Annotated in this window: 26 protein-coding genes; 12 read left to right on the top strand and 14 right to left on the bottom strand. The window is 67.2% G+C overall.

Annotated elements, in window-relative coordinates:
• Positions 1–19: 19 nt before the first annotated feature.
• Positions 20–994, bottom strand: coding sequence for a DUF1028 domain-containing protein (locus WAS25_RS07785; RefSeq protein WP_422310953.1), 975 nt, complete (start codon positions 992–994; stop codon positions 20–22).
• Positions 995–1,077: 83 nt separating this feature from the next.
• Here WAS25_RS07785 and WAS25_RS07780 point away from each other — a divergent pair, with 83 nt between their 5' ends.
• Positions 1,078–1,959 (top strand): DUF1684 domain-containing protein, encoded by an 882-nt coding sequence (locus WAS25_RS07780; RefSeq protein WP_422310952.1) that lies wholly within the window; start codon positions 1,078–1,080, stop codon positions 1,957–1,959.
• A gap of 158 nt (positions 1,960–2,117) precedes the next feature.
• Here the strand turns inward: WAS25_RS07780 and WAS25_RS07775 are convergent, their stop codons facing one another.
• The 6 genes from WAS25_RS07775 to WAS25_RS07750 form a co-directional block, all read right to left on the bottom strand.
• On the bottom strand, positions 2,118–3,260 hold the full coding sequence (locus WAS25_RS07775) for a hybrid sensor histidine kinase/response regulator (protein ID WP_422310951.1): 1,143 nt from the start codon (positions 3,258–3,260) through the stop codon (positions 2,118–2,120).
• A 158-nt stretch (positions 3,261–3,418) separates the two neighbouring features.
• The gene (locus WAS25_RS07770) at positions 3,419–3,817 is read right to left on the bottom strand and encodes a YchJ family protein (RefSeq protein WP_422310950.1); all 399 of its coding nucleotides are present in this window, start codon (positions 3,815–3,817) and stop codon (positions 3,419–3,421) included.
• 2 nt (positions 3,818–3,819) lie between these two features.
• Positions 3,820–5,484 (bottom strand): urocanate hydratase, encoded by a 1,665-nt coding sequence (hutU, locus tag WAS25_RS07765; protein ID WP_422310949.1) that lies wholly within the window; start codon positions 5,482–5,484, stop codon positions 3,820–3,822.
• Between the two features lie 60 nt (positions 5,485–5,544).
• Positions 5,545–6,195 (bottom strand): NAD(P)H-dependent oxidoreductase, encoded by a 651-nt coding sequence (locus WAS25_RS07760; protein ID WP_422310948.1) that lies wholly within the window; start codon positions 6,193–6,195, stop codon positions 5,545–5,547.
• A gap of 29 nt (positions 6,196–6,224) precedes the next feature.
• Positions 6,225–6,545, bottom strand: coding sequence for a thioredoxin (trxA, locus tag WAS25_RS07755; RefSeq protein ID WP_422310947.1), 321 nt, complete (start codon positions 6,543–6,545; stop codon positions 6,225–6,227).
• A gap of 86 nt (positions 6,546–6,631) precedes the next feature.
• Positions 6,632–7,183, bottom strand: coding sequence for a flavodoxin family protein (locus WAS25_RS07750; protein WP_422310946.1), 552 nt, complete (start codon positions 7,181–7,183; stop codon positions 6,632–6,634).
• Between the two features lie 104 nt (positions 7,184–7,287).
• Here WAS25_RS07750 and WAS25_RS07745 point away from each other — a divergent pair, with 104 nt between their 5' ends.
• Entirely contained in the window at positions 7,288–7,686 is a 399-nt protein-coding gene (locus WAS25_RS07745) for a winged helix-turn-helix transcriptional regulator (RefSeq protein WP_422310945.1), read from the top strand.
• On the opposite strand, the gene WAS25_RS07740 is transcribed toward WAS25_RS07745, so the two are convergent.
• From WAS25_RS07740 to WAS25_RS07725, 4 genes are read right to left on the bottom strand one after another with little or no spacing between them, the layout of a single operon-like run.
• Complete coding sequence (locus WAS25_RS07740) at positions 7,676–8,233, bottom strand: nucleotidyltransferase family protein (protein WP_422310944.1); 558 nt, start codon at positions 8,231–8,233, stop codon at positions 7,676–7,678. The two genes, WAS25_RS07745 and WAS25_RS07740, sit on opposite strands and share 11 nt — an antisense overlap.
• Positions 8,230–9,198 (bottom strand): XdhC family protein, encoded by a 969-nt coding sequence (locus WAS25_RS07735; protein ID WP_422310943.1) that lies wholly within the window; start codon positions 9,196–9,198, stop codon positions 8,230–8,232. The genes WAS25_RS07740 and WAS25_RS07735 overlap by 4 nt, the downstream gene beginning before the upstream one ends.
• Positions 9,195–11,345, bottom strand: a complete 2,151-nt coding sequence (locus WAS25_RS07730) for a molybdopterin cofactor-binding domain-containing protein (RefSeq protein WP_422310942.1) — start codon at positions 11,343–11,345, stop codon at positions 9,195–9,197. Before WAS25_RS07730 ends, WAS25_RS07735 begins: the two co-directional genes overlap by 4 nt.
• Complete coding sequence (locus tag WAS25_RS07725; protein ID WP_422310941.1) at positions 11,342–11,803, bottom strand: (2Fe-2S)-binding protein; 462 nt, start codon at positions 11,801–11,803, stop codon at positions 11,342–11,344. The genes WAS25_RS07730 and WAS25_RS07725 overlap by 4 nt, the downstream gene beginning before the upstream one ends.
• Before the next feature lie 101 nt (positions 11,804–11,904).
• Here WAS25_RS07725 and WAS25_RS07720 point away from each other — a divergent pair, with 101 nt between their 5' ends.
• From WAS25_RS07720 to WAS25_RS07680, 9 genes are all read left to right on the top strand, one after another.
• The gene (locus WAS25_RS07720; protein WP_422310940.1) at positions 11,905–12,765 is read left to right on the top strand and encodes a DUF4440 domain-containing protein; all 861 of its coding nucleotides are present in this window, start codon (positions 11,905–11,907) and stop codon (positions 12,763–12,765) included.
• Between the two features lie 48 nt (positions 12,766–12,813).
• A complete protein-coding gene (locus WAS25_RS07715; protein ID WP_422310939.1) occupies positions 12,814–13,344 on the top strand; it encodes a FliO/MopB family protein in 531 nt (176 codons plus the stop codon).
• Positions 13,341–14,096 carry a flagellar type III secretion system pore protein FliP gene (fliP, locus tag WAS25_RS07710; RefSeq protein WP_422310938.1) on the top strand — a complete coding sequence of 252 codons (756 nt, stop codon included), beginning with the start codon at positions 13,341–13,343 and terminating at the stop codon, positions 14,094–14,096. The genes WAS25_RS07715 and fliP overlap by 4 nt, the downstream gene beginning before the upstream one ends.
• The gene (gene fliQ, locus WAS25_RS07705; protein ID WP_422310937.1) at positions 14,093–14,371 is read left to right on the top strand and encodes a flagellar biosynthesis protein FliQ; all 279 of its coding nucleotides are present in this window, start codon (positions 14,093–14,095) and stop codon (positions 14,369–14,371) included. Before fliP ends, fliQ begins: the two co-directional genes overlap by 4 nt.
• 7 nt (positions 14,372–14,378) lie before the next feature.
• Positions 14,379–15,164, top strand: a complete 786-nt coding sequence (locus WAS25_RS07700) for a flagellar biosynthetic protein FliR (RefSeq protein WP_422310936.1) — start codon at positions 14,379–14,381, stop codon at positions 15,162–15,164.
• Between the two features lies 1 nt (position 15,165).
• On the top strand, positions 15,166–16,221 hold the full coding sequence (gene flhB / locus WAS25_RS07695; RefSeq protein ID WP_422310935.1) for a flagellar biosynthesis protein FlhB: 1,056 nt from the start codon (positions 15,166–15,168) through the stop codon (positions 16,219–16,221).
• Positions 16,222–16,288: 67 nt separating this feature from the next.
• Positions 16,289–16,936 (top strand): response regulator, encoded by a 648-nt coding sequence (locus WAS25_RS07690; RefSeq protein ID WP_422310934.1) that lies wholly within the window; start codon positions 16,289–16,291, stop codon positions 16,934–16,936.
• Entirely contained in the window at positions 16,933–18,738 is a 1,806-nt protein-coding gene (locus WAS25_RS07685) for a tetratricopeptide repeat protein (protein WP_422310933.1), read from the top strand. The genes WAS25_RS07690 and WAS25_RS07685 overlap by 4 nt, the downstream gene beginning before the upstream one ends.
• A 50-nt stretch (positions 18,739–18,788) precedes the next feature.
• Entirely contained in the window at positions 18,789–19,367 is a 579-nt protein-coding gene (locus WAS25_RS07680) for a peptidylprolyl isomerase (RefSeq protein WP_422310932.1), read from the top strand.
• Here the strand turns inward: WAS25_RS07680 and WAS25_RS07675 are convergent.
• Positions 19,342–19,992 carry a lipopolysaccharide kinase InaA family protein gene (locus WAS25_RS07675; RefSeq protein ID WP_422310931.1) on the bottom strand — a complete coding sequence of 217 codons (651 nt, stop codon included), beginning with the start codon at positions 19,990–19,992 and terminating at the stop codon, positions 19,342–19,344. The two genes, WAS25_RS07680 and WAS25_RS07675, sit on opposite strands and share 26 nt — an antisense overlap.
• A gap of 357 nt (positions 19,993–20,349) precedes the next feature.
• Here WAS25_RS07675 and WAS25_RS07670 point away from each other — a divergent pair, with 357 nt between their 5' ends.
• On the top strand, positions 20,350–21,465 hold the full coding sequence (locus WAS25_RS07670) for a DUF2344 domain-containing protein (RefSeq protein ID WP_422310930.1): 1,116 nt from the start codon (positions 20,350–20,352) through the stop codon (positions 21,463–21,465).
• Here the strand turns inward: WAS25_RS07670 and ftsW are convergent.
• The gene (ftsW, locus tag WAS25_RS07665; RefSeq protein ID WP_422310929.1) at positions 21,457–22,572 is read right to left on the bottom strand and encodes a putative lipid II flippase FtsW; all 1,116 of its coding nucleotides are present in this window, start codon (positions 22,570–22,572) and stop codon (positions 21,457–21,459) included. The two genes, WAS25_RS07670 and ftsW, sit on opposite strands and share 9 nt — an antisense overlap.
• Position 22,573: 1 nt before the next feature.
• On the bottom strand, positions 22,574–23,893 hold the full coding sequence (glmM, locus tag WAS25_RS07660) for a phosphoglucosamine mutase (protein ID WP_422310928.1): 1,320 nt from the start codon (positions 23,891–23,893) through the stop codon (positions 22,574–22,576).
• Positions 23,894–23,896 lie beyond the last annotated feature (3 nt).

Genomic DNA, 23,896 nt, shown 5'->3' with positions numbered 1-23,896 from the left:
TTCGTAGTGAATGTTCCCCTTACTGCGCCTCGATGGCCTTGAGCAGGGCGGGATCCTTGGGCAGCTGGTCCACGTCGGCAAGCCTGGGTACGAGGCGCTTCCAGAAGGGCTCGGCGGCGAAGACCTGCTTGAAGAGGGGCAGGGCCTCGCTCAGCTTGCCGCTGGAGGCTAGGGCCACGGACTGCCAGAAGGGCATCTCCCAGATGCCGGGGGCCAGCTTGGCGGCGGCCTCGTAGGCGGCCTTGGCCTCGGCCCACTTACCGGCGGTGACGAAGCCGTCGCCTTCATCCATGAGCCGGTAGGCCCGGCGCAGCTGGATGAGGCGGCCCAATTCCTTCAGGGGATCCGGGTGGTCCTCCACCCGTAGGTCGAAGAGCCGGTCGTTCCAAGGCTGCCCGGAGGGCTTGCCCTTCACGATGAGGATGGCCGCACTCTGCTGGCCGCGAATGTCGCCGCCTTCATGCTGGGCCGCGCGGAGGGCCGCCAGCAGGCGGTCCGCGAGGTCGCCTTTGGCGCTGCGGAAGGCCCTGGACATGGCGGGCCAGACCGTGGCCTTGTCCATGAGGTTGGCCTCCACCGTGAAACCCTCGCCCACTTCGTGACCGGCCGCCTGGATGCACTTAGCGCCGGTGTGGGCCGCGGCACGGCCCTGGGCGTCCACCATGGCCACCTGCCGGACCTCCCGATCCGCATCCGCCGAGAGCAGGGCCTTCATGGCCTCGGGCGCGGACTTGCCCGCCTTCATGAGCGCGAGGCCCAGGGGACCGTAGCTGGGTTCCGTGAAGCTCTGGGTGGCCACCGCCCCCACGCCCGGCTCGGCCCAGGGCACGGCCGAGCCGACCGAGAACCAGTGGCTCTGCACCGCCACGCCAAGATCCCCCGTCACCGGATCCCGGGCGACGATGGAATAGGTGTGGACGGGGCGGCGGGGGACTTCAGCCGCACCCAGGTGCAGGGCCAGGACCGGGAGCAGCGTGAGGGCGGCGAGGCGCATGGGGACTCCAACCAGTGGATTCAGCCACCATCCTAGACCGGATCCTCATTCCGGGCGGTCCCCGACGAGGTACGATGGTGCCCATGACTCGCGCATTGCTTCCCGCCCTCGCACTCCTCTGTCTGGCGGCTCCGGCCCAGGACACCTACAAGGCAGCCGTGGACGCCTGGCATGCATCGCGGGAGGTGAGGCTGGCCGCGGAGGATGGCTGGCTGTCCCTCATCGGCCGGGACTGGCTGAACCAGGGCGAGAACACGATTGGCTCGGCCCCGGGTTCCACGGTGCTGCTGCCCGAGTGGGCCGCGCCAGCCAGGGCGGGTCTGTTCCTCCTGGAAGGTACGACGGTGCGCTTCAGGCCGCTCCCAGGCTGCGGCCTGCTGCTCAACGGCAAGCCTGCAGCCGAAGCCGTGCTGAAGTCGGACGCCGATGGAACGCCGGATGTGCTCATGGCCGGGCGGGTGAAGTTCTACCTGATCCGCCGGGGCGCCCGCCTAGGCGTCCGCGTCAAGGATCCCGAGAACCTCGCGCGCAAGGCCTTCCGCGGAGTGCCCCGCTACCCCGTTGATCCGGCCTGGCGCGTGGAGGCGGAGTTCACCCCTTACGCCACGCCGCAGAGCCGGGCCATCCCCACGGTGCTGGGCACTACGGAGCCCATGACCGCACCTGGCCTCCTCAGGTTCAAGGTGGGTGGCCGCGAAGTCACACTGGAGCCCATGCTCGAGGAAGGTGAGCATCCGGAACTCTTCATCATCTTCAAGGACGCCACCAGCGCCCACGGAACCTACCCGGCGGGGCGCTTCCTCTATGCCGACATGCCCAAGGGCGGCAAGGTCGTCCTGGATTTCAACCGGGCCATCAATCCACCATGCGCCTTCACCCTGTTCGCCACCTGCCCGCTGCCGCCCAAACAGAACCACCTGGTGTTCGAGGTGCGGGCTGGCGAGAAGGAGCCCGAAGCCCACTGATCGGGAACAGACAGCGCCGCCCCCCGACCGGTCGCCGGGGTAGGTGAATGACCTCGAACCCACCAAGGCCACACGGCCGTGAGGCTTGCCTGGCGAAGGGGCAGTGCCACCGTTTTGAGCGAGGACGGGGTCGGGGTTGTGGCCGGTTGTCCCGGTGTTCAGGAACCCGGGGCACCCCCAGGCAGTTCCAGCATGAACACGCTGCCCCTGGGCAGGTTCTCCTCCACCCAAATCCGACCCTGGTGGGCTTCGGCCACCAGTTGGCAGAAGGTGAGACCCAGACCCGAACTGGAGTGGTTGTCGTGCTGGCCTTCTTCGAGGCGCACGAATTTTCGGAAGATGTGTTCGCGCATGTGCTCCGGGATGCCAGGCCCCTGATCTCGAACTTCCAGGCGGACACCGCCGGCCATGGGCTGAGCTTCGATGCGGGTGCAGCAGCCCGGGGTGGAGTATTTCAAGGCGTTGTCGAGGAGGTTCAGGAGCAGCCGCCGGAGGAACTCCTGGTCTGCGTTGATCTCGAGGTCGGGGGGACATGCCCAGGCCAGGTCGTGCCCACGGGACTGGGCGAGGGACTCCACTTCCTTGAGGAGGCCGGGAATCCACTGGCGAAGCGGGATCCGCGTCTTGTGCAGCTCCAGGCCGACCTGCTCGGCGCGGCCGATGTCGAGGATGTTCTGGATCATCCGCCCCATGTACTGGGAGGTGTCCCGCAGACGGCGGAGCTGGGTCGGGGGGATGGCGCTGCCGTCCTCCCGCTCATCGAGGAGCTGCAGTCCGGCCTGGATGGCCGAGAGGGGGTTTTTCAGGTCGTGGACGATGAACTCGAAGAGCTGCTCCCGCTGCTTCTGGAGGTCGAGCAGGTTGTCCCGCTCCGCCTGGACCTCGGCCTGGAGCCGCTTGAGGCGCATGAGGCTGCGGATCCGGACGACCAGTTCCGCCGAGAGCACGGGCTTCCGGAGGAAGTCGTCACCCTTGACCTGGAAGGCCTGGGAGTGGATGTCCTGCCGTTCATCCCCGGTCAGGAAGATGACCGGCAGCAGGTCGCCGTTCGGCCGATCGCGGATCCGGCGGCAGACTTCCAAGCCATCCATGTCGGGCATCTGGATGTCGAGGAGGACCAGATCCGGCTTGTAGCTGGAAAGGAGCCCTAGCGCTTCGACACCACCTTCGGCTGTTTCCACCTCATAGTAGGCCCGCTCCAGCATGGCCCGGAGGCTGCGACGCGTCAGGGCGTCGTCGTCGACCACCAGGATGCGGGCCCCAAAATCGGCCCGGCGGATGAAGATGGGTCCTGCGTCCATACCTGCCCTCAGACGATTCCTCGGAAGCCCGGATGGATTCCTTAAATTTCCAAATACTGTCCATGAAAAAGACGATTGGGTTAAAAATGACCACTGCGCCGCTGGGGCAGCCGAAGAGCCTTGGAGACTTGGGTGTTGGGTCGCAGGGGGGCGAGGGGCTACCCCTTCACGACGCCATCCACATACACCCACCGCCCGTTTTCCCGGACGAAGGTGCTGGTCTCGATGTGGAGGGTGCGGCGTCCGTTGGACTGGAGGCTGGCATGGAAGGTCACGATGCCTGAGTCGTCGTCCTTGCCCCCCCTCTCCTTTCCGACGATCTTGAGCCCCACCGCCTGGACGGATTTGCAGTAATTGGCGAGTTCCTCGCGGTTCTCTTCGGCGCGCTTGGCTTCGGGCCGGGTGGCGATGAGGTAGTCCGCCTTGCCCAGGGCGTAGGCTGAGAACCGCGAGCGCATCAGCTGCTCGGCGGTCTCCGGCAGCTTGCCCCCGGAGTGGTAGGGCCCACAGCAGCGGTCATAGGGTTGCTTCGAGGTGCAGGGGCAGGGGCGGGACATGGTCAACCCTTCATGGGGATGTGCAGACCGATGGTCTCGGCATGCTCGCGGGCGGTCTCGTAGCCCGCGTCGGCGTGGCGGAAGACGCCCATGGCGGGATCGTTCCAGAGCACGCGGGCGATGCAGCGGTCGGCCCGTTCGGTGCCATCGGCCACGATGACCACACCGCTGTGCTGGCTGTAGCCCATGCCCACGCCGCCGCCGTGGTGGAAGCTCACCCAGGAGGCGCCGCCGCCCACGGCTGTCATGGCGTTCAGCAGCGGCCAGTCGCTGACGGCGTCCGAGCCGTCCTTCATGGCCTCGGTCTCACGATTCGGGCTCGCCACGCTGCCGCTGTCCAGGTGGTCCCGGCCGATGACGATGGGGGCCTTCACCTTACCGGTGCGCACCAGTTCGTTGAATTTCAGGCCCGCCAAGTGACGCTCGCCGGCGCCGATCCAGCAGATGCGGGCCGGCAGCCCCTGGAAGGCGATCTTCTCCTGGGCGGCCTTGATCCAGCGGATCATGCCTTCGTTCTCCGGGAACAGTTCCATCATGGCGGCGTCCGTGACGGCGATGTCCGCGGGATCTCCCGAGAGCGCGGCCCAGCGGAAGGGGCCGATTCCCTTGCAGAAGAGGGGCCGGATGAAGGCGGGCACGAAGCCCGGGAAGGCGAAGGCATTCTCGCAACCGGCCCGTTGGGCCTGGGCGCGGATGTTGTTGCCGTAGTCAAAGGTGACTGAGCCCCGACGCTGGAACTCGACCATGGCCTCGACATGGGTTCGCATGGAGGTGAGGGCCTGCTGCACATAGACTTCGGGCTCATCCTTGCGCATGACGGCGGCCTGTTCCAACGTCATGCCTGCCGGGATGTAGCCGTTGTATTCGTCGTGGGCCGAGGTCTGGTCCGTGACGAGCTGGGGGAGGTGCCCGCGCTTCAGGATCTCCGGCAGGAGCTCCGCGGCATTGCCCAGCAGGCCGATGCTGCGGGCCTCGTGGGCATCCACATACTGCTCCACCAGGGCCAGGGCTGTGTCCAGGTTGTCGGTCCACTCATCCAGGTAGCGCGTGTCGAGGCGCTTCTGGATGCGCGTCTGGTCCACTTCGATGCAGAGGGCCACGCCGCCGTTCATGGTGACGGCCAGGGGCTGGGCGCCACCCATGCCACCCAGGCCTGCAGTGAGGGTCCAGGTGCCGGCCAGGGTGCCGTTGAAATACTGACGTGCGGCCTCGGCGAAGGTCTCGTAGGTGCCCTGCACGATGCCCTGACTGCCGATGTAGATCCAGCTGCCGGCCGTCATCTGGCCATACATCATGAGACCCTTCTGATCGAGCTCGCGGAAGACCTCCCAGGTGGCCCACTTGGGCACCAGGTTGGAGTTGGCGATGAGCACCCGGGGTGCGTCCGGGTGGGTCTTCACCACGCCCACGGGCTTGCCGCTCTGCACCAGCAGGGTCTCGTCATCGCCCAGGTGCTTGAGCTCTTTCACGATGGCGTGGAAGCAGTCCCAGTTGCGGGCCGCCTTGCCCAGGCCGCCGTAGACCACCAGGTCCTCGGGCCGCTCGGCCACCTCGGGATCCAGGTTGTTCATGAGCATGCGCAGGGCCGCCTCTTGCACCCAGCCCTTGCAGTGCAGGTGCGTGCCGCGGGGGGCGGTGATCACAGGGGAATCGGAGGCGGTGGACATGGAGGCTCCAGCGGAACCTCCAAGTTTCCCACGCCACGCACGTTCCGTCAGTGATGGAGATCAGCGGTAGTCGATGACATCCCTGCCTTCGAAGCGCACCTTGGGGGCGCTGGCATATTTGTCATCCTCAGCCCGGTAGCCCACGGGACAGGCGCTGATGGTGGCGTAGCCCGTGCCCTTGAGGCCCAGGATCTCGTCATACTTGGCCGGCTCGATGCCTTCAAAGGGACAGGCGTCGATGCCGAGCAGGGCGGCCGAGGTGAGCAGGTTGCCCATTGCGATGTAGGTCTGGCGGGCGGCCCACTCGTGGATGACGGCGTGGCGGGCGCCGTTGACGAGGTCACTCATCATGTACCCCTTATAGCCGGCGAGGCTTTCCACGGTGGTGCCGCGCACCTCGGCCGTGCGGGCGATGAAGCGGTCCAGGTCGGCCTCGGTGATGTCCTGCTTGGCGGTGAAGACCACCAGGTGGCTGCAGTCCTCCACCTGGGACTGGTTCCAGGAGGCCGGCCGCAACCTGGCCTTGAGGGTCGGGTCCGTGACCACGATGAACTTCCAGGGCTGGAGGCCGTAGCTAGAGGCTGTGAGGATCAGGGCCTGCTCAAGCACGGCCCAGTCCGCGGCGGAGAGCTTCTTCGTGGCGTCGAATTTCTTGGTGGCGTAGCGCCAGTTCAGCTGCTGGAGCAGGCTCTCGCCTGGGATGGAGCTCATGGGTTCCTCGGAATGTGAAGGTGAAGCGTTCAGATGGCCTGCTGGATGCGGGTTCGGAGCTGCTCGATGGGCAGGGAGCCCACGATCCGATCCGTGGGTTCGCCATCCTTGAAGATCACCAGGGTGGGCATGCTCAGGACGTCGTACTGCTCGGAAAGCGGGGTGAAGTCATCCACGTTCAGCTTGGCGAAGGAGACCTTGCCCTTGAATTCGGCCGCCAGGACCTCCGTGATCGGGGCGATCTCGCGGCAGGGGGCGCACCAGGGCGCCCAGAAATCCACGATGGTGGTGCCATTGGCCACGGCTTCAGCGAAGGTCTTGTCGGTCAAATGGGGAATGAGGTCGGACATGCCGGGACTCCTGTTTCAGAGATCCAGATTAACGGAACCGGGCCGTTTCTCCGTCATGACAATCTCCCGGGTCGTGGATGCCAAGGTCAGGAAACCCTGGCCCAGCGCGCACTGGCGCCGGCGATGCGCTGGCCGAGGCGTTCGGCGCTCTTGCGGTCAGCCGCGTTGGGTTCGACCTCCGGGGCCACCTGGCCGGCCTGGGCCATGACGCCGGTGAAGCTGCCCAGTCGGTTGATGCCCTCTTCGTTGTAGGGCATCTCGGCGTTTCCGACCCACACCATGCCGTGCTGCATGGCGAAAATCATCAGGGACTGCAGCGTGTTCAGCTTGTCACCGCTGGGACTGCCACTGATGGTGAAGCCGGCCGCGAGCTTGTCCTTCCACTTCTGCTCGAGCCATGGTTTGGAACTGGCATCCATGAAGGCCTTGAAGGGGGCACTGACATTGCCCATGTAGGTCGGGCTACCGAAGACGACGGCATCGGCAGCCTCAAGGTCCGTCCAGTGGGCCTCGACTTCCTCGACGGGGATGAGGCTCACCTGGGTGCCCGGGACGGATTCGGCGCCGGACTTCAGGGACTCGGCCATCACCTTGGTGTGCCCGAAGCCGCTGTGGAAGACGATGGCGATCTGGGTCATGCTGCCTCCTCATCGAGCTATTGCATTCGGCTAGCCCGTGACCCAAACTTTAGATGCTTACAATCGAAAAGAAAGTAGGCACTATTTTGGAAGGTAGGCACCCAATGGTTCGCAAAGCATGTTCCCTGGCTCCCAATGTGCTCAGCGCCCAGTGCCCCACGCGCCAGGCCCTGGATCTCATCGCCGACAAGTGGACCACCCTGCTGATCTACCTGCTGTCCCGGGGCAAGCAGCGCTACGGCGACCTGCACCGGCAGGTGGGCGGCATCAGCCAGAAGATGCTCACCCAGACCCTGCGCAAGCTGGAGCGCGATGGCCTGGTCACCCGCCACGTCTATCCCGAAGTCCCCCCGCGCACGGAGTACGAACTGACCAAGCTGGGGCACACCCTCATTGAGCCCATGGGCGCCCTCTGCGAGTGGGCAGGGACGCACCTGTCCGAGCTGGAGCAGGCCCGCAAGCGCTACGACCACCTGCAGAAGAAGGCCACCCTCAGCGCGTGAGGCTCGCCAGATCCTCGGGGGTATCCAAGTCCCGGGTCCCGTCCGGGAAGGGAAGGCCCACGGTGTTTTCGCGGAGGAGGATGGGCTTTGCGCCCTGATCGCCCACCAGGGCCAGCAACTCCGGAAAGAGCCGCGCCGGAAAGATCGCCGGGATGCCTAGGCTGCCTCCGTAGGCACAGGCGACGGGGATCGCACCGTCCTGCGCGGCGTGCAGCAGTAGGAGTCGCCTGAGCAGGTATGCATCCACGGCGGGCTGGTCGATGGCGAGTAGGAGGACGGCAGCAGCAGGCCCGGGCAGGGCGGCGATGCCCGCCCGGATGGAGCTGGCCATGCCTTCGGCGGCTTCGGCGTTCCGGATCACGCGCACCGTCGGATCCAGCGCGCCGGTCTTCCAGTCGCCCACCACGGCGATCACGGGTGAGCAGCCTGCCGCAAGGGCCAGCCTCACGGTCCGCTCGAGCAGGGTCTCCCCCTCGAGGACGAGCAGAGCCTTCGGACCGCCCATGCGCCGACCAGACCCGGCAGCCAGGATGAGTGCCGGGATCATGGCGTGACCTGGGTCCGCGTCCCGCCCAGCGGCAGCCCGGAGCGCTCCGCGGCGAAGGCCTGGACCTCGGCGAGGATGGCCAGGGCGATGCCTTCGGGATCCGTCGCGCCAAGGTCAAGGCCCACGGGCGTATGGAGCCGCGCATCGGGATGCAGACCCTCCGCCGCCAACTCGCCAAGGAGCTTGGCTCCCCGGGCACGGCTGCCCATGAGGCCCAGGTAGCCGGCCTGCGAGGGCAATAGCAGGCGCAGGGCTTCCAGGTCCTTGGCGTAGTGGTGCGTCATGAGCACCACGGCGCTGCGGGCGTCCAGGGGCAGGTTGGGCAGCACTTGGGCGGGATGACCGGCGCGCACCGCGTCGGCTTCGGGAAAGCGCAAAGGCTGGGCGAAGGCTGGTCGGTGGTCCAGCACACCGACGAACCAGCCCAGCGCCTTCGCCAGGTGGACGAGGGGGCGGCTGTCGTCGGCGGCGCCGAGAACCCAGAGCGCCTGGGGGGGATGGATGGTCTCCGTGAAGCCGGGGCCCGGATCTCCAGGCCGGGGCAGGAGGACCCGCTGTCCCAATCGATCCGGATTCAGGTCGGTGTGGAGTACAAGGCCGGTCCTGGAGGCCCAGGCCTGCTCGATCCAGGCCATCCACTCGGGGAAGCCATGCAGCGGCTCAACCAGGATGTCGAGCACGCCCTCGCAGCCGCTGCCGCTGCCCCAGACCAGGTCGAGCTCGCCCCGGAGGTCGTACTGCACCAGCTTCGGCCTGCCCTGGGCCAGCGCTTCCAGCGCCCGGGCCTGGACATCGCCTTCGAGGCAGCCGCCGCTGAGGGAGCCCCGCAGAGGCCCATTGACGTCCAGCAGCAGCCTCGCCCCGGTCCGCCGGTAGCTGGCCCCATCGACGCGCACCAGGGTGGCGAGCGCCAGGGGACCTGGGTGTTCCCGGACCAGGCGGAGGATGTCCTGGAGCTCTTTCACGTGAAGGAACCGGCGCTGATCGGCACCTTGCGGATCCGTGTGCCGGTGGCCGCAAAGACGGCGTTCAGCACGGCCGGGATGGCGAGGGGCACGGGTGGCTCGCCCATGCCGGATGGGGCTTCGGCGCTGGTGACGATGACCGTGTCGATGGCGGGCATGTCGGCGTGGCGCAGCACCGGGAAGTCGTGGTAACCCGTCTGCACTGTGCGCCCCTTGTCCCAGGTGATCTGTGTGAACAGGGCCGACAGGCCGAAGGCGATGCCGCCTTCCACCTGGGCCTCCAGCCCAGACGGGTTGATCACCAGGCCGCAGTCCACGGCGCAGGTGATCTTGTGGATGCGCAGGTGGCCCTTTGACACCGATACCTCGGCCACCTCGGCGGCATAGGTGCGGCCCTCGTAAACATGGCAGGCCAGGCCCAGGCCCCATCCCGGGGGCAGCTTGCGGCCCCAGCCCGCCTTTTCAGCGGCGACCTGGAGGACTCTCTTCAGTCGCTGGAGGTCCGCCTCGTCCTCGCCGAACTTGACCTTGCCCTGAGCCCCCAGGAGGTCCAAGCGGAGCTGCAGAGGATCCCTGTTGGAGGCGTGGGCCACCTCATCCAGGAAGCACTCCCTGGCGAACACATTGGGCACGATCTCAACGCCTCGCAGCCAGCCCAGGGGCGTCGGGGCCTCCACTTCGGAATATTCCACGGAGATGGAAGGGATGGCATAGGGAATGTCCAAGGCGCCGCTGGCCTCTGCCGCGACTTGGTCCGGGGTCTTCTTGCCACCCAGCCAAGAACGGAGGACGGAGGGGCCCGCGATGCGGTGCACCCAGGCGGAGAGAGCTCCGGATGAGGTTAGGCCGGCCCGCATGCGGTGGAGGGTGGCCGGGTGGTGCCGGTCATGGCGGACGTCGTCCTCCCGGTCCCAAACCACCTGGATGGGGCCGCCACCGACCGCCTTGGCCACCTGCGTGGCCTCGGAACTGAAGTCCGAGCCCAGGCGGCGACCGAAACCGCCACCCATGAGCGCCACATTCACTTTCACCTGCTCGGTCTTTAGTCCCAGGAGCGCAGCCGCAGAGGCCTGGACGTCATTGGGGGACTGGCTGCCGGTCCACATCTCGGCCCCCTCAGGCCAAAGGTGCACGGTAGTGTTCAGGGGTTCCACCGTGGCATGAGCCTGGTAGGGGAACGCGTATTCGGCTTCCAGCACCCTGGCCGCCGCAGCCAGCGCCTTTTCCGCATCACCCGCCTTGCGGGCAGACTCGGCAGGACCCTTGAGGGCAGTGCGAAGCTGGACCTCCAGCGCGGCGGAGTTGAACTCCCTGCTCGTGCCTTCGTCCCAGGTGGTGCTGGCAGCCAGGGCTTTGCGTCCCTCGAAGGCGGCCCAGGTGCTGCTGGCGACCACCGCCAGGCCCGTGGGTACCTTCACAACGGCCTGCACGCCTTTCACCGCCTTGGCCTTTGCTTCATTCCAGGTCTTGGGCTGGCCGCCGGGAACCTGGCAGCGCAACACGGCCGCGAAGCGCTGGCCAGGACGGCGCACATCCAATCCGAACAAAGCCTTGCCGGTGACGATGGCCGGGCCGTCGAAGCGGGGGGTCCGCTTCCCCAACAGCCGGAAGTCGCCAGCTTTCTTGAGGGGCGGATCCTTGGGGACCGGCAGCTTTGCCGCCGCCTCTGCCAGGGCGCCGTAGCCCAGGCGCTTCCCGCCTGGACCCAGCACGCACCCCTTCTCCGTGCGACATAGATCCACACCCACGTTCCACTGGCTGGCGGCGGCGGCCTTCAGCATTTCCCGGGCCGTGGCCCCGGCTTTCCGAAGGGGCAGCCAGGTGCTGCTCACGCTGGTGCTTCCTCCGGTCTCCATCTCCTTGAAGTCCGGCCCAGGATGGGCATTGACGACCTCGATCTTGGACCAGTCGAGGTCCAGTTCCTCCGCCAGCGCCAGGGGCAGGGCTGTGCGGACGCCCTGGCCCATCTCGGTCTTGGGGACCGTGATCCGCACCGTGCCGTCCGGCCGCACGGCCAGGTAGGCATTGGGCCTGAACTCGGCCTTGGCGGCTTTTCCCGGGGTGGGCCTGGCCTCCAGATGCAGGCCCAGCACGAGGCCGGATCCAGCGGCCCCCGTCACTTTGAGGAAATCACGGCGGCTGGTCACTTCCCACCTCCGGCAGCGCGCAGCAGGGCTTTCCGGATGCGCGGATAGGTGCCGCAGCGGCAGACATGGTCCGCGAAGGCCTCGTCGATGTCGCCGGTGGTGGGATGGGCCTTGTGCTGGAGCAGGGCCGCGGCGGTCATGATCATGCCGGGCTGGCAGTAGCCGCACTGGGCCACGTCCTCGGCGAGCCAGGCCTGCTGCACCGGGTGGGTGCCATCTTTAGAGAGGCCCTCCACGGTAATGACGGTGTGTCCGGCGGTCTCTTTCAGGCTCGTCTGGCAGGACTTCACGGCCTTGCCATCTAGGTGGACGGTGCAGGAGCCGCAGACGCCCTGCCCGCAGCCGAACTTGGTGCCCGTGAGGCTGAGGGTGTCCCTCAGGATCCAGAGCAGTGGCGTGTCGGCATCGGCGTCCACGGTACGGACGCGACCGTTCACGGTGAGCTGGAAGGCGGGCATGGCAGCTCCGTCAAGGATCGTGAGAGGAGGCTTTCACCCTACGCCTAGGGAGACTGCGCCGCAACGGTGCTAGGGTCGTGGTCACTTCCCTGGGGATTGCCATGTCGAAAGTCTGGAGCGTCCTTGCGTGTCTCTTCGTCAGCGCCGGACCGGCCTGCGCCCAGGCGCCTGCCCTGGAGCTGGTGCTCCGGGCCGAGTTGGCCTTCGCCCGGCTGGCCGACGAGAAGGGCATCCGCACCGCCTTCCTGACCTGGCTGACCGAGGATGCCAGCGTCTTCTCCCCGCGGATGACCTCCCGGAAGGAGCAGCACGGGCCCGAGCCCGGCGACCCGGGCCACCTGGTCTGGTACCCCGAGGCCATGGGACTCGCGGCCGCCGGTGACCTAGCCTGGAGTTTCGGTCCCTGGACCTACGCCGTGAAGAAGGGCGGGCCAGCTCTTGTCCATGGCCACTTCCTCTCCGTCTGGCGAAAGCAGGCTGACGGTGGCTGGAAGGCCGTGGCCGATATCGGTGTCCCCCATCCGGCGCCGGAGCGCCCTGTGGAGCCCTTCGCCATCTGGGACGCGGCCCCCGCGGTGAAGACAGCCCCATCGAAGGGGCCGGATGCCACGTCGATCCTGCAACGGAAGGAAGCCGACCTCGCCTCGGCCTGGGCGGCGAAGGGGGGCCTGGCCCTGCTGCCAGAACTGGCGAAGGCGGCCCGGGTGCTGCGCCCGCGACGGATGCCCCTGCGGGAACTTGCCGACATCCAGAAGGCTCTGGAGGCCGACCGGCCCGGACCGCGCTGGGAGCCGGCCCGGCTCCAGGTGGCTGCCAGCGGCGACCTGGCCTGGACCTGCGGCGAGTCCAGCCCTGATGACCGGGGCGCCACGGCCAGCTTTCTCCGGATCTGGGCCCTCGAAGGGGGCGCCTGGAAGGTGCTGTTCGACGTGCGCCTGCCCCACCCCGCTACCCCCAAATAGCCCTGGCATCCCTCTCGCCCCTCTCCCGTACTGTGTCGGGGGTTTGTCGTGGTGCGACGGTGGGTGCTTCTCCTTGGATTGATGGTGGGCCTGGGTCTTGGAGCCCAGGCGCAGGATCGATCCGCTCCTCCGCCCACGGCCTCGGAGAAGGAACTGCAGGCTCCCTTGACGCTGGAGGACGGAAAACCGACGCCTGGCCAGGCAACCGAGGCACCGCCTTCGGGTCTGCGGGCCTTCGGGTCGCTGGTGCTGGTGTTGGGACTGGCGGGCGCGAGCCTCTGGGCCCTCAAGAAATACGGCCGTGGCCGGATCCCCGGCGGAGGTGGCCACAAGCTGCGGGTGGAGGAGACCCTGGCCCTGGGCGACCGGCGCTTCGTCTCCATCCTGGACGTGGAAGGCGAGCGGTTCCTTATCGCGCTGACCCCCCAGGCCATCAGCCTGCTCTCGCGGCTGGATCCCGGGGACCGGGGCGAGCCGGGCACCTTCGATGACGCCCTGAGCCGCCAGGTGGACCTGGGCCGCCCCGTCCCCGTAAAGGAGATGGAGGCGATGCTCAGGCAGGGCGGGGGCGGACAATGAACCGGCTGCTGCGCTGGCTGCCCACGCTCCTCCTGCTGACGGCGGGCCTGAGCCTTTGCGCCCAGCAGGCGGCGCCCCTTCCGTCCGTCACCGTGGACTTCGGCAAGGCGCCCTCCGGCCCGGCCCTCAGCTCCAGCCTCCAGGCCATGCTGCTGCTGACGATCCTGACCCTGGCGCCGACCATCCTCATGACCGCCACCAGCTTCACCCGCATCGTGGTGGTGATGCACTTCCTCCGCCAGGGCCTGGGCACCCAGCAGACGCCCTCGAACCAGGTCCTCATCAGCCTCTCGCTGGTGCTCACCTTCTTCATCATGGCGCCCACGGCCAGGGAGATTAACAGCACGGTCCTCCAGCCCCTGCAGCGCAATGAGCTGACCACCGACCAGGCCCTGGACCGCACCGCAGCGCCCATGAAGGTGTTCATGCTGCGGCATACGCGGAAGAAGGATCTGTCGCTCTTCCTCAAGATCGCCAAGGCCCCGGCGCCGAAGACCAAGGCCGATGTGCCCATGGAATGCCTGCTGCCGGCCTTTCTCATCAGCGAGCTGAAGACCGCCTTCGAGATCGGCTTCATGATCTTCCTGCCCTTCCTGGTGGTGGACATGGTGGTGGCCAGCATCCTGCTCAGCATGGGCATGATGATGTTGCCGCCGGTGGTGATCTCGCTGCCCTTCAAGGTGCTGCTTTTCGTCCTCGTTGATGGCTGGTACCTGATCGTCGGTTCCCTGGTGAGGGGGTACACCGGATGAACGAACTGGTGATCGCCCAACTCGGGAAGGAGGCCTTAAAAACCGCGCTTCTGGTCGCTGGACCCGCCTTGCTGGTGTCGCTCGTGGTGGGCCTGATCATCTCGGTTTTCCAGGTGGTGACGAGCCTCCAGGACCAGACCATCGCCTTCGTGCCCAAGGTCATCGCGGTGATGGTCGTGGTAGCCATCAGCTTTCCTTGGATGATGCAGGTGATGCTCCGGTTCACCACCCGCATGTTCACGGACTTCAACACCGTCGTCCGTCATCTGACCTGAGGCGGTCGTGACTCCCACGCTCATGAACACCTCCGTCTGGGCCATCACGGGTGCCAAGGCGGTGCTCTGGGTGCTGGTGCTCACGCGCATGACGGGGCTGCTGGCGACGCTCCCGCTCCTGGGCTCTGAGCAGTTGCCTTTGCCGCTCAGGGCGGCCTTGGGTGCCCTCCTGACGACGGTCCTGCTGCCCGTCATCCCCGTGCCGGCCAACCTTCCCTCGGGGCTGCCGGAGCTCGCGGGACTGATGGCCTCGGAGCTGGCCATCGGCCTCCTCCTGGGCAGCGTGGTGGCCTGGATCCTCGAGGCGGTGTCCTTCGCCGGGACCCTCATGGACACTCAGATGGGCTTTTCCTTCGTGCAGTTCCTGGACCCCGCCACTTCCCAGAGCACCTCCATCTCCGGCTCCCTGATGATGCAGATCGCGGCCCTCCTGGTGTTCCTCACGGGGCTGCACCACCAGATGATCCTGGCGCTGGTGGACAGCTACCGGATCGCGCCGATGGGGCAGGGTGTGCCGCTCCAGGCCTTTGGCCTGATCACCCTGATCGGACAGATGCTGGCCAAGGGTTTCCAGCTGGCCTTTCCGGTGCTGGCCGTCCTGTTCCTGATCGACCTCATCCTGGGCATCTCCGGGAAGTTCATGCCCCAGCTGCAGCTGCTGCAGCTGAGCTTCCCGCTCAAGATCGCCATGGGCATGACGGTGCTGGGGCTGGTCCTCCGGGAGCTGGGGCCATGGCTGACCCCGCTCCTGGCCTCCGCCCCGAAACTCGCCCTGAAGCTGCTGGGAGGCTGAGGTGGCGCAGGATCCCGGCAAGACCGAAAAGGCAACTCCCAAGCGACGGCAAAAGGCCCGAGAAGAGGGCTCAGTCCCCCGCAGCGCCGACTTCGACGGCGCCATCCTGCTATGGGGGAACTTCTTCCTGTTCCTGGGGCTGGGTGGGGCCACGGTGGCCCTGATGGCCAAGCAGGTGGCCCACTTCCTCGAGCGGGCCCGGCCGGGGGCCCTGGCGGATGCGGGCCAGGTGACCCTCCTCGGGGACGTGTTCATGATCCTGGGTCGGTTGTTGCTGCCCTTCCTGCTCGTCAACCTCCTGGTGGCGCTGATCACCGGTTTCGCCCAGCGAGGATTCACCTTCAGCGCCAAGCCGCTCCTGCCCAAATTCGAGAAGCTGGACCCGGCCAAGGGCTTCCAACGGCTCTTCTCCACGAAAGCCCTGGTGGACCTTCTCAAGAGCCTGGCTAAGTTCGCCCTGATGGCCTGGGTGGCCTATGGCGTGCTGGAGCCGAGGATTCCGGCTTTGCTGGGCACCTTGAAGCTCCCCCTGGGGCAGTCCCTGAGCCTGTTCCAGACCACAGTCTTTGCGCTCTACCGCAATGTGATGCTGGCCATGCTGGTGCTGGCCGTCGCCGACTTCATCTGGCAGCGCACCTCGTGGGAGAAGAGCATCCGGATGACCAAGCAGGAAGTGAAGGACGAGTTCAAGGACGCGGACGGCAGCCCGGAGATCAAGCAGCGGCAGAAGTCCATCATGATGGCGGCGGCGCGCCGTCGCATGCTCTCCGAGGTACCCAAGGCCACTGTTGTGGTGACCAACCCGACCCACGTGGCGGTGGCCCTCCGCTACGACGAGAAGACCCTCGCTCCCGTCTGCGTGGCCAAGGGGCTGGACCATCTTGCCCTCAAGATCCGGGAGAAGGCCAAGGAGGCAGGGGTGCCGATCCTAGAGCGTCCCGAGGTGGCGCGGGCGCTCTACCGGTCAGTGGAGGTGAGCAAGCCCATTCCCCGCGACCTCTATCAGGCTGTGGCCCAGGTGCTGGCCTTCGTCTACCGGTTGCGGGGGGCGGCATGAGACCTGGGCTGGAGTTCCCATTCCCCCCGGCCGAAAGGGTATTGTTAGACCAGCCTGAGGATGCCCCTTGACCCGGCCCATCGTACCGCCCCACCTCCCAGCCCCCAGCCTCTTGCTGGTGGATGACGATCCCATGCCCCGGGAGACCCTCTCGACCCTGCTCTCGGCCGAAGGCTTCCAGGTGGTGACCGCCTCCACGGGCGAAGAGGCTGAAGGAAAGCTCAAGGCGGAACAGCCCCCTTTCGACCTGGTCATCACCGACCTGGTCATGCCCGGCAAGACGGGCATGGATGTCCTGAAGTGCGCCCTGAACCGGAATCCCAGTTGTACCGTGCTGGTGCTCACGGGGTTCGGAAGCGTCCGCGAGGCCACCGAGGCCATGGAACTCGGCGCCTTCGACTTCGTCACCAAGCCGATGCAGATTGACCAGTTCCGGAATACCCTGCGGCGGCTCATGGAGCGGCGCACCCTCACCCATGAGCGCGATGAGCTCCGGGAGAAGGTGAAGGCCCTGACGGAGCGGGCCGAACGGCTCGAGACCACCCTCGGCCGCATGGAGATCCTGGCCAATCAGATGGCCCCGACCGGCGGGCCGGGCCGTTCCGATGCCCTGGCGGACTTGGAGCGCCTCGCCGCCCTGAAGGGGAAGGGGCTCCTCTCCGACGAGGAATTCGATCAGGGAAAGAAGAACCTCCTGGCCCGGTGGTTCGCATGAAAGGCCGGAGGGGCACCGCCGGTTGGCTCGTCCTCCTGGTCGCTCTGCCATTGTCGGCCCAGCATGCCGCGGCGCCTGCCAAGGCCGACCACCGACCGCCCCCGGCGAAGGCGCCCACCGGGCGCATGACCGATGCGGAGGTGGCGGAGTTGGCCAAGGGGGCCCTGACCGCCGAGAATCCGGCCTCCATCCGGGCCGCCCTCAGCCGGCTCAAGGCGCACAGTTTCAAGACCAGCAAGGTCCCCGAACGCGAACTGGTCCTCTATGCCCAAGGCATCCTCGAAGCCCGGCTGGGCAACCTGCCCGGAGCCACGGTGGCGCTGAAGAAACTGGAAAGACAGTGGCCGAAATCCCCCTTCATGGGAGAGGCGCACACCATCCTCGCCGAGGATGCCCTGGCCCATCGGCGGTACAAGGAGGCGGAGGGGCGGCTCCATCAGGCCCTGGCCGCGGACATCCCCTCGGAACTGAAACGGAAGCCCCAGGAACTCCTGATCTGGGCCCTGGTCGAGCAGGAACGTCCCCAGGAGGCGCTGCCCATCGTGCAGTCCCTGCGGCCGCTCGAAGGGCGGGAGAAGCCCAGTGAGCGTGGGCTGGCGGCCATCGTGGAGGTCCTGTGCGCTGTGGGTGAGCGGGAGCAGGCCGAGGGCGCCCGCAAGGACTTCCAGAACCTCTATCCCAAGAGTGAGCTGACCCCGCGGTTGGATCTGGTCTGGGGCCGCCTGCTGGGTCGGGCCGGGCAGGCCCAGGAATCGGCCCAGGTCTTCCGGAAGCTCATCAAGGACCATCCAGCCTCGGCCCAGGCCGACGATGCCCGCTTGGCGCTCGCCAATCTGCTCACCGATGGCAGCCTCCCCGATGCGAAGGACTTGCCCAGTGCGGAGGCCCTGCTGGCCGAGGTGCGGAAGGGGGGCAAAGGACTTCCAAAGCGCACGGCCCAGGTGGTGGAACTGCGCCTACTGATCGGGAAGCTCCTCTGGGACGACGCGCTGAACCTGGTGGACCGCATGGATCCGATGACCCGAGAGACGCTTCCCGAGGTGAAGAAGCTCTGGGCAGAGGCCTGGAACGCCTGGGTGGTCCAGCGCCTCGAGAAAGGATTCCCCGGTGAATTGCTGTCCCGGCTGAAGGCCGGGACCTTCGCCACGCTCGAGCCGGCCTCCCGCAAGGGCGTCGTCGAGCTGCTGGCCGCCCAGGGTCTGCTTGATCTCATTCCCCGCCTTCTGCCAGAGGCACCCGCGGCCGAGCGGGCCGCCCTCCGGAAGGCCGCTCTGGCAAAGGCGCAGCCGGAAGCCCAACCCCAGGCCCTCTTGTCGATGCTGCCTGCGAAGGGGGACACTCCGGACGAAGCGCTGCTGCGGGCCCGGGCGGAAGCTGCACTCTCCCACTGGGCTCCGCTGCGCGCTGCCCTGGGCCGGGCGAGACCTGGACCCGAGCGCATCGCCGGGGTGCTCCGCCTCCTGCAGCGCCCGCTGACCGCTCCGGAAACCGGGGTTCAGCGGCTCCAGGAGGCCGAGGGTTGGCTGAAGCGGAGCACGGAAAAGCCGGAAGCGAAGGAGCCCCTCGCCATCCTGGTGGCGGACCTGCGCTTCCAGCACGGCGACGCCCGCGGGGCTCTGGCCCTGTATCCTGCGAGACCGGTTGCCTCTGAGCAGCGAGGCTGGGTGGCGCTCATGCGGAGCCAGGCGCTGATCAAGCTGGGGCAGCGGGACCAGGCCAAGGGGCTCATCAAGGAGGCCCGGGACGAGCAGGGCTTCAAGGGGCAGCGGGATGCCCTGGCCAGGAGCCTGGGAGCCTACTGAACAGGCTGGAATCCGGTCCGGGTATGCTGGGGTTCCCCCCGGAGATCCTGATGCGCCCCCTGGTCGCCGCCCTTCTGTTCATCGCTGCGCTTGATCTCGGCGCCGCCTCCAAGCCGAAAGTCAAGCTGACCACGAGCCTGGGCGCCATCGTGATGGAACTCGAGCCCGACGTGGCGCCGAAGACCGTGGAGAACTTCCTCAAATACGTGAAGAAGGGCCAATACAAAGGGACCATCTTCCACCGGGTCATCCCAGGTTTCATGATCCAGGGCGGAGGCTATGTGGACTACCTGGGGAAGAAGCGCACCGACGCCTCGATCCCCAATGAGGCCGACCGCTCCGCAGCTGCTGGCCTGAAGAACAAGCGCGGCACCGTGGCCATGGCCCGCACGCCGGATCCGCACAGCGCCGCGGCGGAGTTCTTCATCAATGTGGTGGATAATCCGGCGCTGGATTTCAAGGGCAAAACCAACGACAAGACCTGGGGCTACTGTGTGTTTGGCAAGGTGGTCCAGGGCATGGACGTGGTCGACCGCATCAAGGCCGTCAAGACCAGCAACAAGCGCAGCGACTTCCTGAACCTGCCGGTGAAGCCCGTGCTCATCACGGATGCGGTGCAGCTGCCATGACAGCAAAGGCCTCGGCCGGGGCACCGAGCTTGCGGAGGCTGCGCTCGAGCCTGGCCCGGTAACGCGGCCAGAGGTCTTGTCCGGCAGGCTCGAAACGGGCCCGATCCCAGTCGAGCATCAGGGCACCGCCGTTAGCTGGCAGGATCACGTTGGTGGCGTTCAGGTCAGGTGCCCAGAGGCCCCATTCGCACAGTGATCCGATGAGCCGCCGGATGTCGCCGCCGCGGTCGGTGCTGAGCTCCCAGCGCCGCGGCCAAGCCTCGCCATCGGCCAGCCGGGTGATGAGCACGCCCTCTACGCCGAGACCACTGGCGCGCCACGCGTAGCCGACCGGCTCGACGGTGGGGAATCCCGCCTCCCACAAGCCCCGGTGTATGGCGTGCTCCGCGGCGAACCTGAGGTGCGTCCGGTAGGTCCGCTCGTTGACGTGGCGGAGCAGGCCCCCACGACGGTAGGGCCGCAAGACCAGGTCACCCACGCGGAGGATGCCGCCTCGTCCAAACGCGCCGGAGAGTGGCAGCGGATCGCCGGTGGGGACGATGCCTCCCGGAGTACAGACGCGCCAGCCGCCGCCCATGCCCGGCAGCTCCAGGTTCAGGCGGCATCCGAGCGGACGCAGGGGCACGCCCGGCTCGAAGGGCCAGTCAGGCGGAAGCGGGGGAATGATGTAGGGATCGTGAATCATGGCGCTGGAATACAGCTTGCCGTGCCGACGACCGGAACGCAAAACAAGGAAGCTGGAACGAACCCAGGAGCACTTGTCAACCCGCAGATGTTCCCCAGGCCTGCCACCAAATGTGGGCAGAGACTGAAGTGGCTTGTGCTGAAAGGAATTCGTCGGGTTCACCTGGCGACTTCCCACAATGGATGTGGAAATCGTCCGGGAGGCGGGTTGTCCACCCTGGACCTTCGCCTCGGTTTCTACCGTTCCGGCAGGCCGGGTTCCTGCCCCATCCCACCGACGGACCACTATGCTGAAGGCGTGAGCAACAGAGCGAGCCATCCCGAAATTCCGGCCGAAGCCCTGGCCCGGCGGAGCCGCCTGATGGCCGCGCTGAGGCGCATGGAGATGGCTGGTCCCAACCGGGAACCCGCCTGCTTGCAGGCACTCCGGGACTTGCTCGTGGGCGGTGCCCCCGCCGAACTCGACCTGGTGCTCGAAGCGATCAGCCATGAAGGGCTGGCGGAAGAAGCCGGCGAGCGAATCAGGTCCCTGCGCCCGGAGGTGGAAAACCTGGAGCCGGCCAACATCCTTGCCACGCGACTCGCCCCGCTCGCGACCGCGGCCCGGCTGCGGCGGACCGCACGGTGGCAGCTGGACAACCGCCGAACCCTGATCCGCTTCACCTATGTGAAGGGAGGGGATGCCCTCGACTTCGACGATGGGGATCTGCATGCCTTGTTCCTGCATGCCTTCCGTCTTGAGGGGCTGGGCCTGGCTCTGGATCTCGGCAAGCGGCCCAGGCCGCTCCTGACCATCGGGCTGCCACTCTCCGCGGGCATCGGGAGCCGGGGTGAGTCCATGGACGCGGTCCTGAAGCGTGAACCGGCGGAGGAAGCGGCGGACCTGATGGCCCGGTTGAACCTGCGACTTCCCGAAGGATTGAGGATCGACCAGTGGACGATGCTGCCGGGATACGCGACGGCCCCATCCGATCTGGCCTTGCGATCGCACTGGGTCTGGGCCATGGACCCAGTGCTTCGCGCCCAGGTGGGACCAGGGGTGACGGCCTTCCTGGCGGCAAGCATCTGGCCCTGGGAGCGGGGGCCTGAGAAATCCGAAACACCCTTGGACCTTCGGAGGGTTATCTCCGGAATGGAGTGGACCGACGAAGGACTCTGCTTCGATACCGGCATGGGTCTCCAGAAGGCCGTGAACCCCCTCAAGCTGCTCGGAGCTGTCTTCGGACTGGAGCCGGCCAGCATCACGGGGCTCGTCCGCACGGGCGTGGACTTCGATCCGGATCCCCGGCTTGGCCAGGCCGACCGCTTCGAGCCCAAGCTGAAGAACATGTACGAGGATGCTGTGCTGCTGGGCGGCGGTTCGAACATCGTGCTGGTGGACGAGGATGACGACGAGCCCACGATATTAGGCTGAGACGTCCTTGCTGATGGAGAGCAGCAACCCGAGGCAGATGAGGCTGGTGATGAGGCTGTTCGGGCCGAAGGAAATGAAGGGCAGGGGGATACCCTTGTTCGGAGCCAGCGAGAGCACCACGCTCATGTTCATGAGGGCCTGCACCACCAGCAGGAGCACGAAGCCCATGGCGCAGAGCTTCAGGTAGCCGTCGCCCACCCGCCGGGCGATGCGGTAACCGCGCCAGAGGATGGCGATGAAGAGGGCCAGGATGGCGACCGTCCCGATGAGACCGGCCTCTTCGGCGATGACCGCGTAAATGAAGTCCGTATGGGCTTCCGGCAGGAAGAACAGCTTCTGCTTGCCGCCCCCCAGGCCCACGCCCATGAAGCCGCCGTTGCCCACGGCGACAAGACTCTGGAGGGCCTGGTGGCCCTTGCCGAGAGGATCGGCCTCCGGATTGAGGAAGCTGGTGACGCGGGCCAGACGGTAAGGCGAGAGCACCACGAAGGCCGTGCCCAGCGCGCCCAGGATGGGGATGGCCACGGCGAAGATCCACTTCGGCGCCCCGCCCAGGAAGACCACCATCAGGGCCACGAAGACGATGAGGAAGGTGGTTCCGAAATCCGGTTCGCGCAGGATGAGGGCCAGGGGGACAAGGAGGACGCCGGCGAGCCCGAGCAGCTTTGGCAGCGCGTCCCGGTGATGGGTCCAGGCCTCCCGGTTGCGGATCATCCAGGAGGCGGCGATGAGCACCGACAGGGGCTTGAAGAACTCCGAAGGCTGCAGGCTCATGGGGCCCAGTCGCAGCCACCGGTGGGCGCCGTTGATCTTGGGGCCGAGGAAGAGCACCGCCACGAGGAGCCCGATCAGGACGAAGTAGGCCACCATCAGGGGACGGGGATGGTCCTGCAGGGTGGCGAGATCCACCTGGGAAAGCGCGAGCATGAAGGCGATGCCGATCCCCCCGCCCAGGAGCTGGCGGGTGAGGAAGGCCGTGGCCGCCGTGTGATTCTGGGAAGCCTTGATGGCGGAGGCGGAATAGATCCACACCATGCCCACGGCCACCAGGGCCAGGGCGAAGAGCACCAGCCAGCGATCAACGGGACGGCGAACGTCGGCGGCCATGTCAGGCGATGGTCAGGTCGCGGCGGGCCGCGGCCTCAAGTTCATGGAGGGCCTGATCCACCCAGGCGGCCTCCTGGGCCTCCACCATGAGGCGGAGCTTCGGTTCCGTGCCGGACCAGCGGATCACCTGGCGGGCTCCGTCGCCCCAGCGGGCATCGATGGCGGCCATCGCGGCGAGGAGCGCATCGCAGGTCTCGACGGCCTTGCGATCCTTCGCCACCAGGTTCACGAGCCGCTGGGGCCAGGGCCGGAAGGTCCAGTCCCAGCGGTGTTCCGGGGCGCGGTGGAGCAGGGCGCGCAGGATGGACAACCCAGCGGCGAGTCCATCCCCGCTGGGACCCACACGTTTCTGGATGAGGTGGCCGGAGGCCTCCGCGGCCAAGTCCCAGCCGAGCTTGGCCATCTCGCGCAGCAGGAATTTGTCCCCGACGGCCGTTCGGACGAAGGGGACGCCGGCATGGTGCAGGGCCTGAGCCAGGCCACCGTTTGTCATCAGGGTGCCGACCACGCCCGGCGGGGCATCACCGCAAGCCAGACGGTCCTGGGCGAGGAGCCAGACCATCTGGTCGCCATCCACCACACGGCCCGCGCCATCCACCATCAGGCAGCGGTCGCCGTCGCCGTCGAAGGCGATGCCCAGATCGGCGCCTCGCGCCGCCACGGTGGCCGCCAGGGCATCCAGGTGCGTGGAGCCGACACCCACGTTAATGTTCGACCCATCCGCCGGGACGCCGAGCCAGTGGAGGTCGCCGCCGCGGAAGAGTTCCAGCGCCGCCTCTGCCGTGGCGCCATGGGCGCAGTCGATGACCAGGCGGAAGTCGGGGGGAAGGGTGATGCCTTCGAGGTGGTCCAGGTAGGGCCGCAGCTCCAGGCGGGTCGGTGGCGCTGAGATCGTGGTGGGTTCTGCCAGTTCGTCGAAGGCCGCCTCGATGGCCCGCTCCTGGTCCTCCTCCAGCTTCTCGCCGAGCTCGTTGAAGCCCTTGAGGCCGTTGTCCTCCGGGGGATTGTGGCTGGCGGAGATCATGAGTCCCCAGGTCTTCTCGCCCTCGGCACTCAGCCGCGCCACGTTCCAGGCGATCGCGGGCGTCGGGGCCATGCCCAGCACCAGCACCTTGAGCCCCAGGCCCACGCCCAGGATGAAGGCCTCGGACATCGGGCCCGAGCTGGAGCGGGGGTCCCACCCGATCACCAGCCGCCGGACACCGGCCGTGCGCGCCACCTGGGCCCAGGCCGCCCCCCAGCGGGTCACTTCTTCCAGCGTGAGCGGAGAGCGCAGGGCGACCCCTCGAATGCCATCAGTGCCGAAGTAGCGGAGACTCATCAG

This window comes from Geothrix sp., from assembly GCF_049292215.1.
GTDB lineage: Bacteria > Acidobacteriota > Holophagae > Holophagales > Holophagaceae > Geothrix.
This window is presented reverse-complemented; position numbering and strand designations above follow the sequence as displayed.

Coding starts and splice junctions, on each gene's coding strand:
- WAS25_RS07785 (WP_422310953.1), bottom strand. CDS start 994: ATGCGCCTCGCCGCCCTCACGCTGCTCCCGGTCCTGGCCCTGCACCTG.
- WAS25_RS07780 (WP_422310952.1), top strand. CDS start 1,078: ATGACTCGCGCATTGCTTCCCGCCCTCGCACTCCTCTGTCTGGCGGCT.
- WAS25_RS07775 (WP_422310951.1), bottom strand. CDS start 3,260: ATGGACGCAGGACCCATCTTCATCCGCCGGGCCGATTTTGGGGCCCGC.
- WAS25_RS07770 (WP_422310950.1), bottom strand. CDS start 3,817: ATGTCCCGCCCCTGCCCCTGCACCTCGAAGCAACCCTATGACCGCTGC.
- hutU (WP_422310949.1), bottom strand. CDS start 5,484: ATGTCCACCGCCTCCGATTCCCCTGTGATCACCGCCCCCCGCGGCACG.
- WAS25_RS07760 (WP_422310948.1), bottom strand. CDS start 6,195: ATGAGCTCCATCCCAGGCGAGAGCCTGCTCCAGCAGCTGAACTGGCGC.
- trxA (WP_422310947.1), bottom strand. CDS start 6,545: ATGTCCGACCTCATTCCCCATTTGACCGACAAGACCTTCGCTGAAGCC.
- WAS25_RS07750 (WP_422310946.1), bottom strand. CDS start 7,183: ATGACCCAGATCGCCATCGTCTTCCACAGCGGCTTCGGGCACACCAAG.
- WAS25_RS07745 (WP_422310945.1), top strand. CDS start 7,288: ATGGTTCGCAAAGCATGTTCCCTGGCTCCCAATGTGCTCAGCGCCCAG.
- WAS25_RS07740 (WP_422310944.1), bottom strand. CDS start 8,233: ATGATCCCGGCACTCATCCTGGCTGCCGGGTCTGGTCGGCGCATGGGC.
- WAS25_RS07725 (WP_422310941.1), bottom strand. CDS start 11,803: ATGCCCGCCTTCCAGCTCACCGTGAACGGTCGCGTCCGTACCGTGGAC.
- WAS25_RS07720 (WP_422310940.1), top strand. CDS start 11,905: ATGTCGAAAGTCTGGAGCGTCCTTGCGTGTCTCTTCGTCAGCGCCGGA.
- fliP (WP_422310938.1), top strand. CDS start 13,341: ATGAACCGGCTGCTGCGCTGGCTGCCCACGCTCCTCCTGCTGACGGCG.
- fliQ (WP_422310937.1), top strand. CDS start 14,093: ATGAACGAACTGGTGATCGCCCAACTCGGGAAGGAGGCCTTAAAAACC.
- WAS25_RS07685 (WP_422310933.1), top strand. CDS start 16,933: ATGAAAGGCCGGAGGGGCACCGCCGGTTGGCTCGTCCTCCTGGTCGCT.
- WAS25_RS07680 (WP_422310932.1), top strand. CDS start 18,789: ATGCGCCCCCTGGTCGCCGCCCTTCTGTTCATCGCTGCGCTTGATCTC.
- ftsW (WP_422310929.1), bottom strand. CDS start 22,572: ATGGCCGCCGACGTTCGCCGTCCCGTTGATCGCTGGCTGGTGCTCTTC.
- glmM (WP_422310928.1), bottom strand. CDS start 23,893: ATGAGTCTCCGCTACTTCGGCACTGATGGCATTCGAGGGGTCGCCCTG.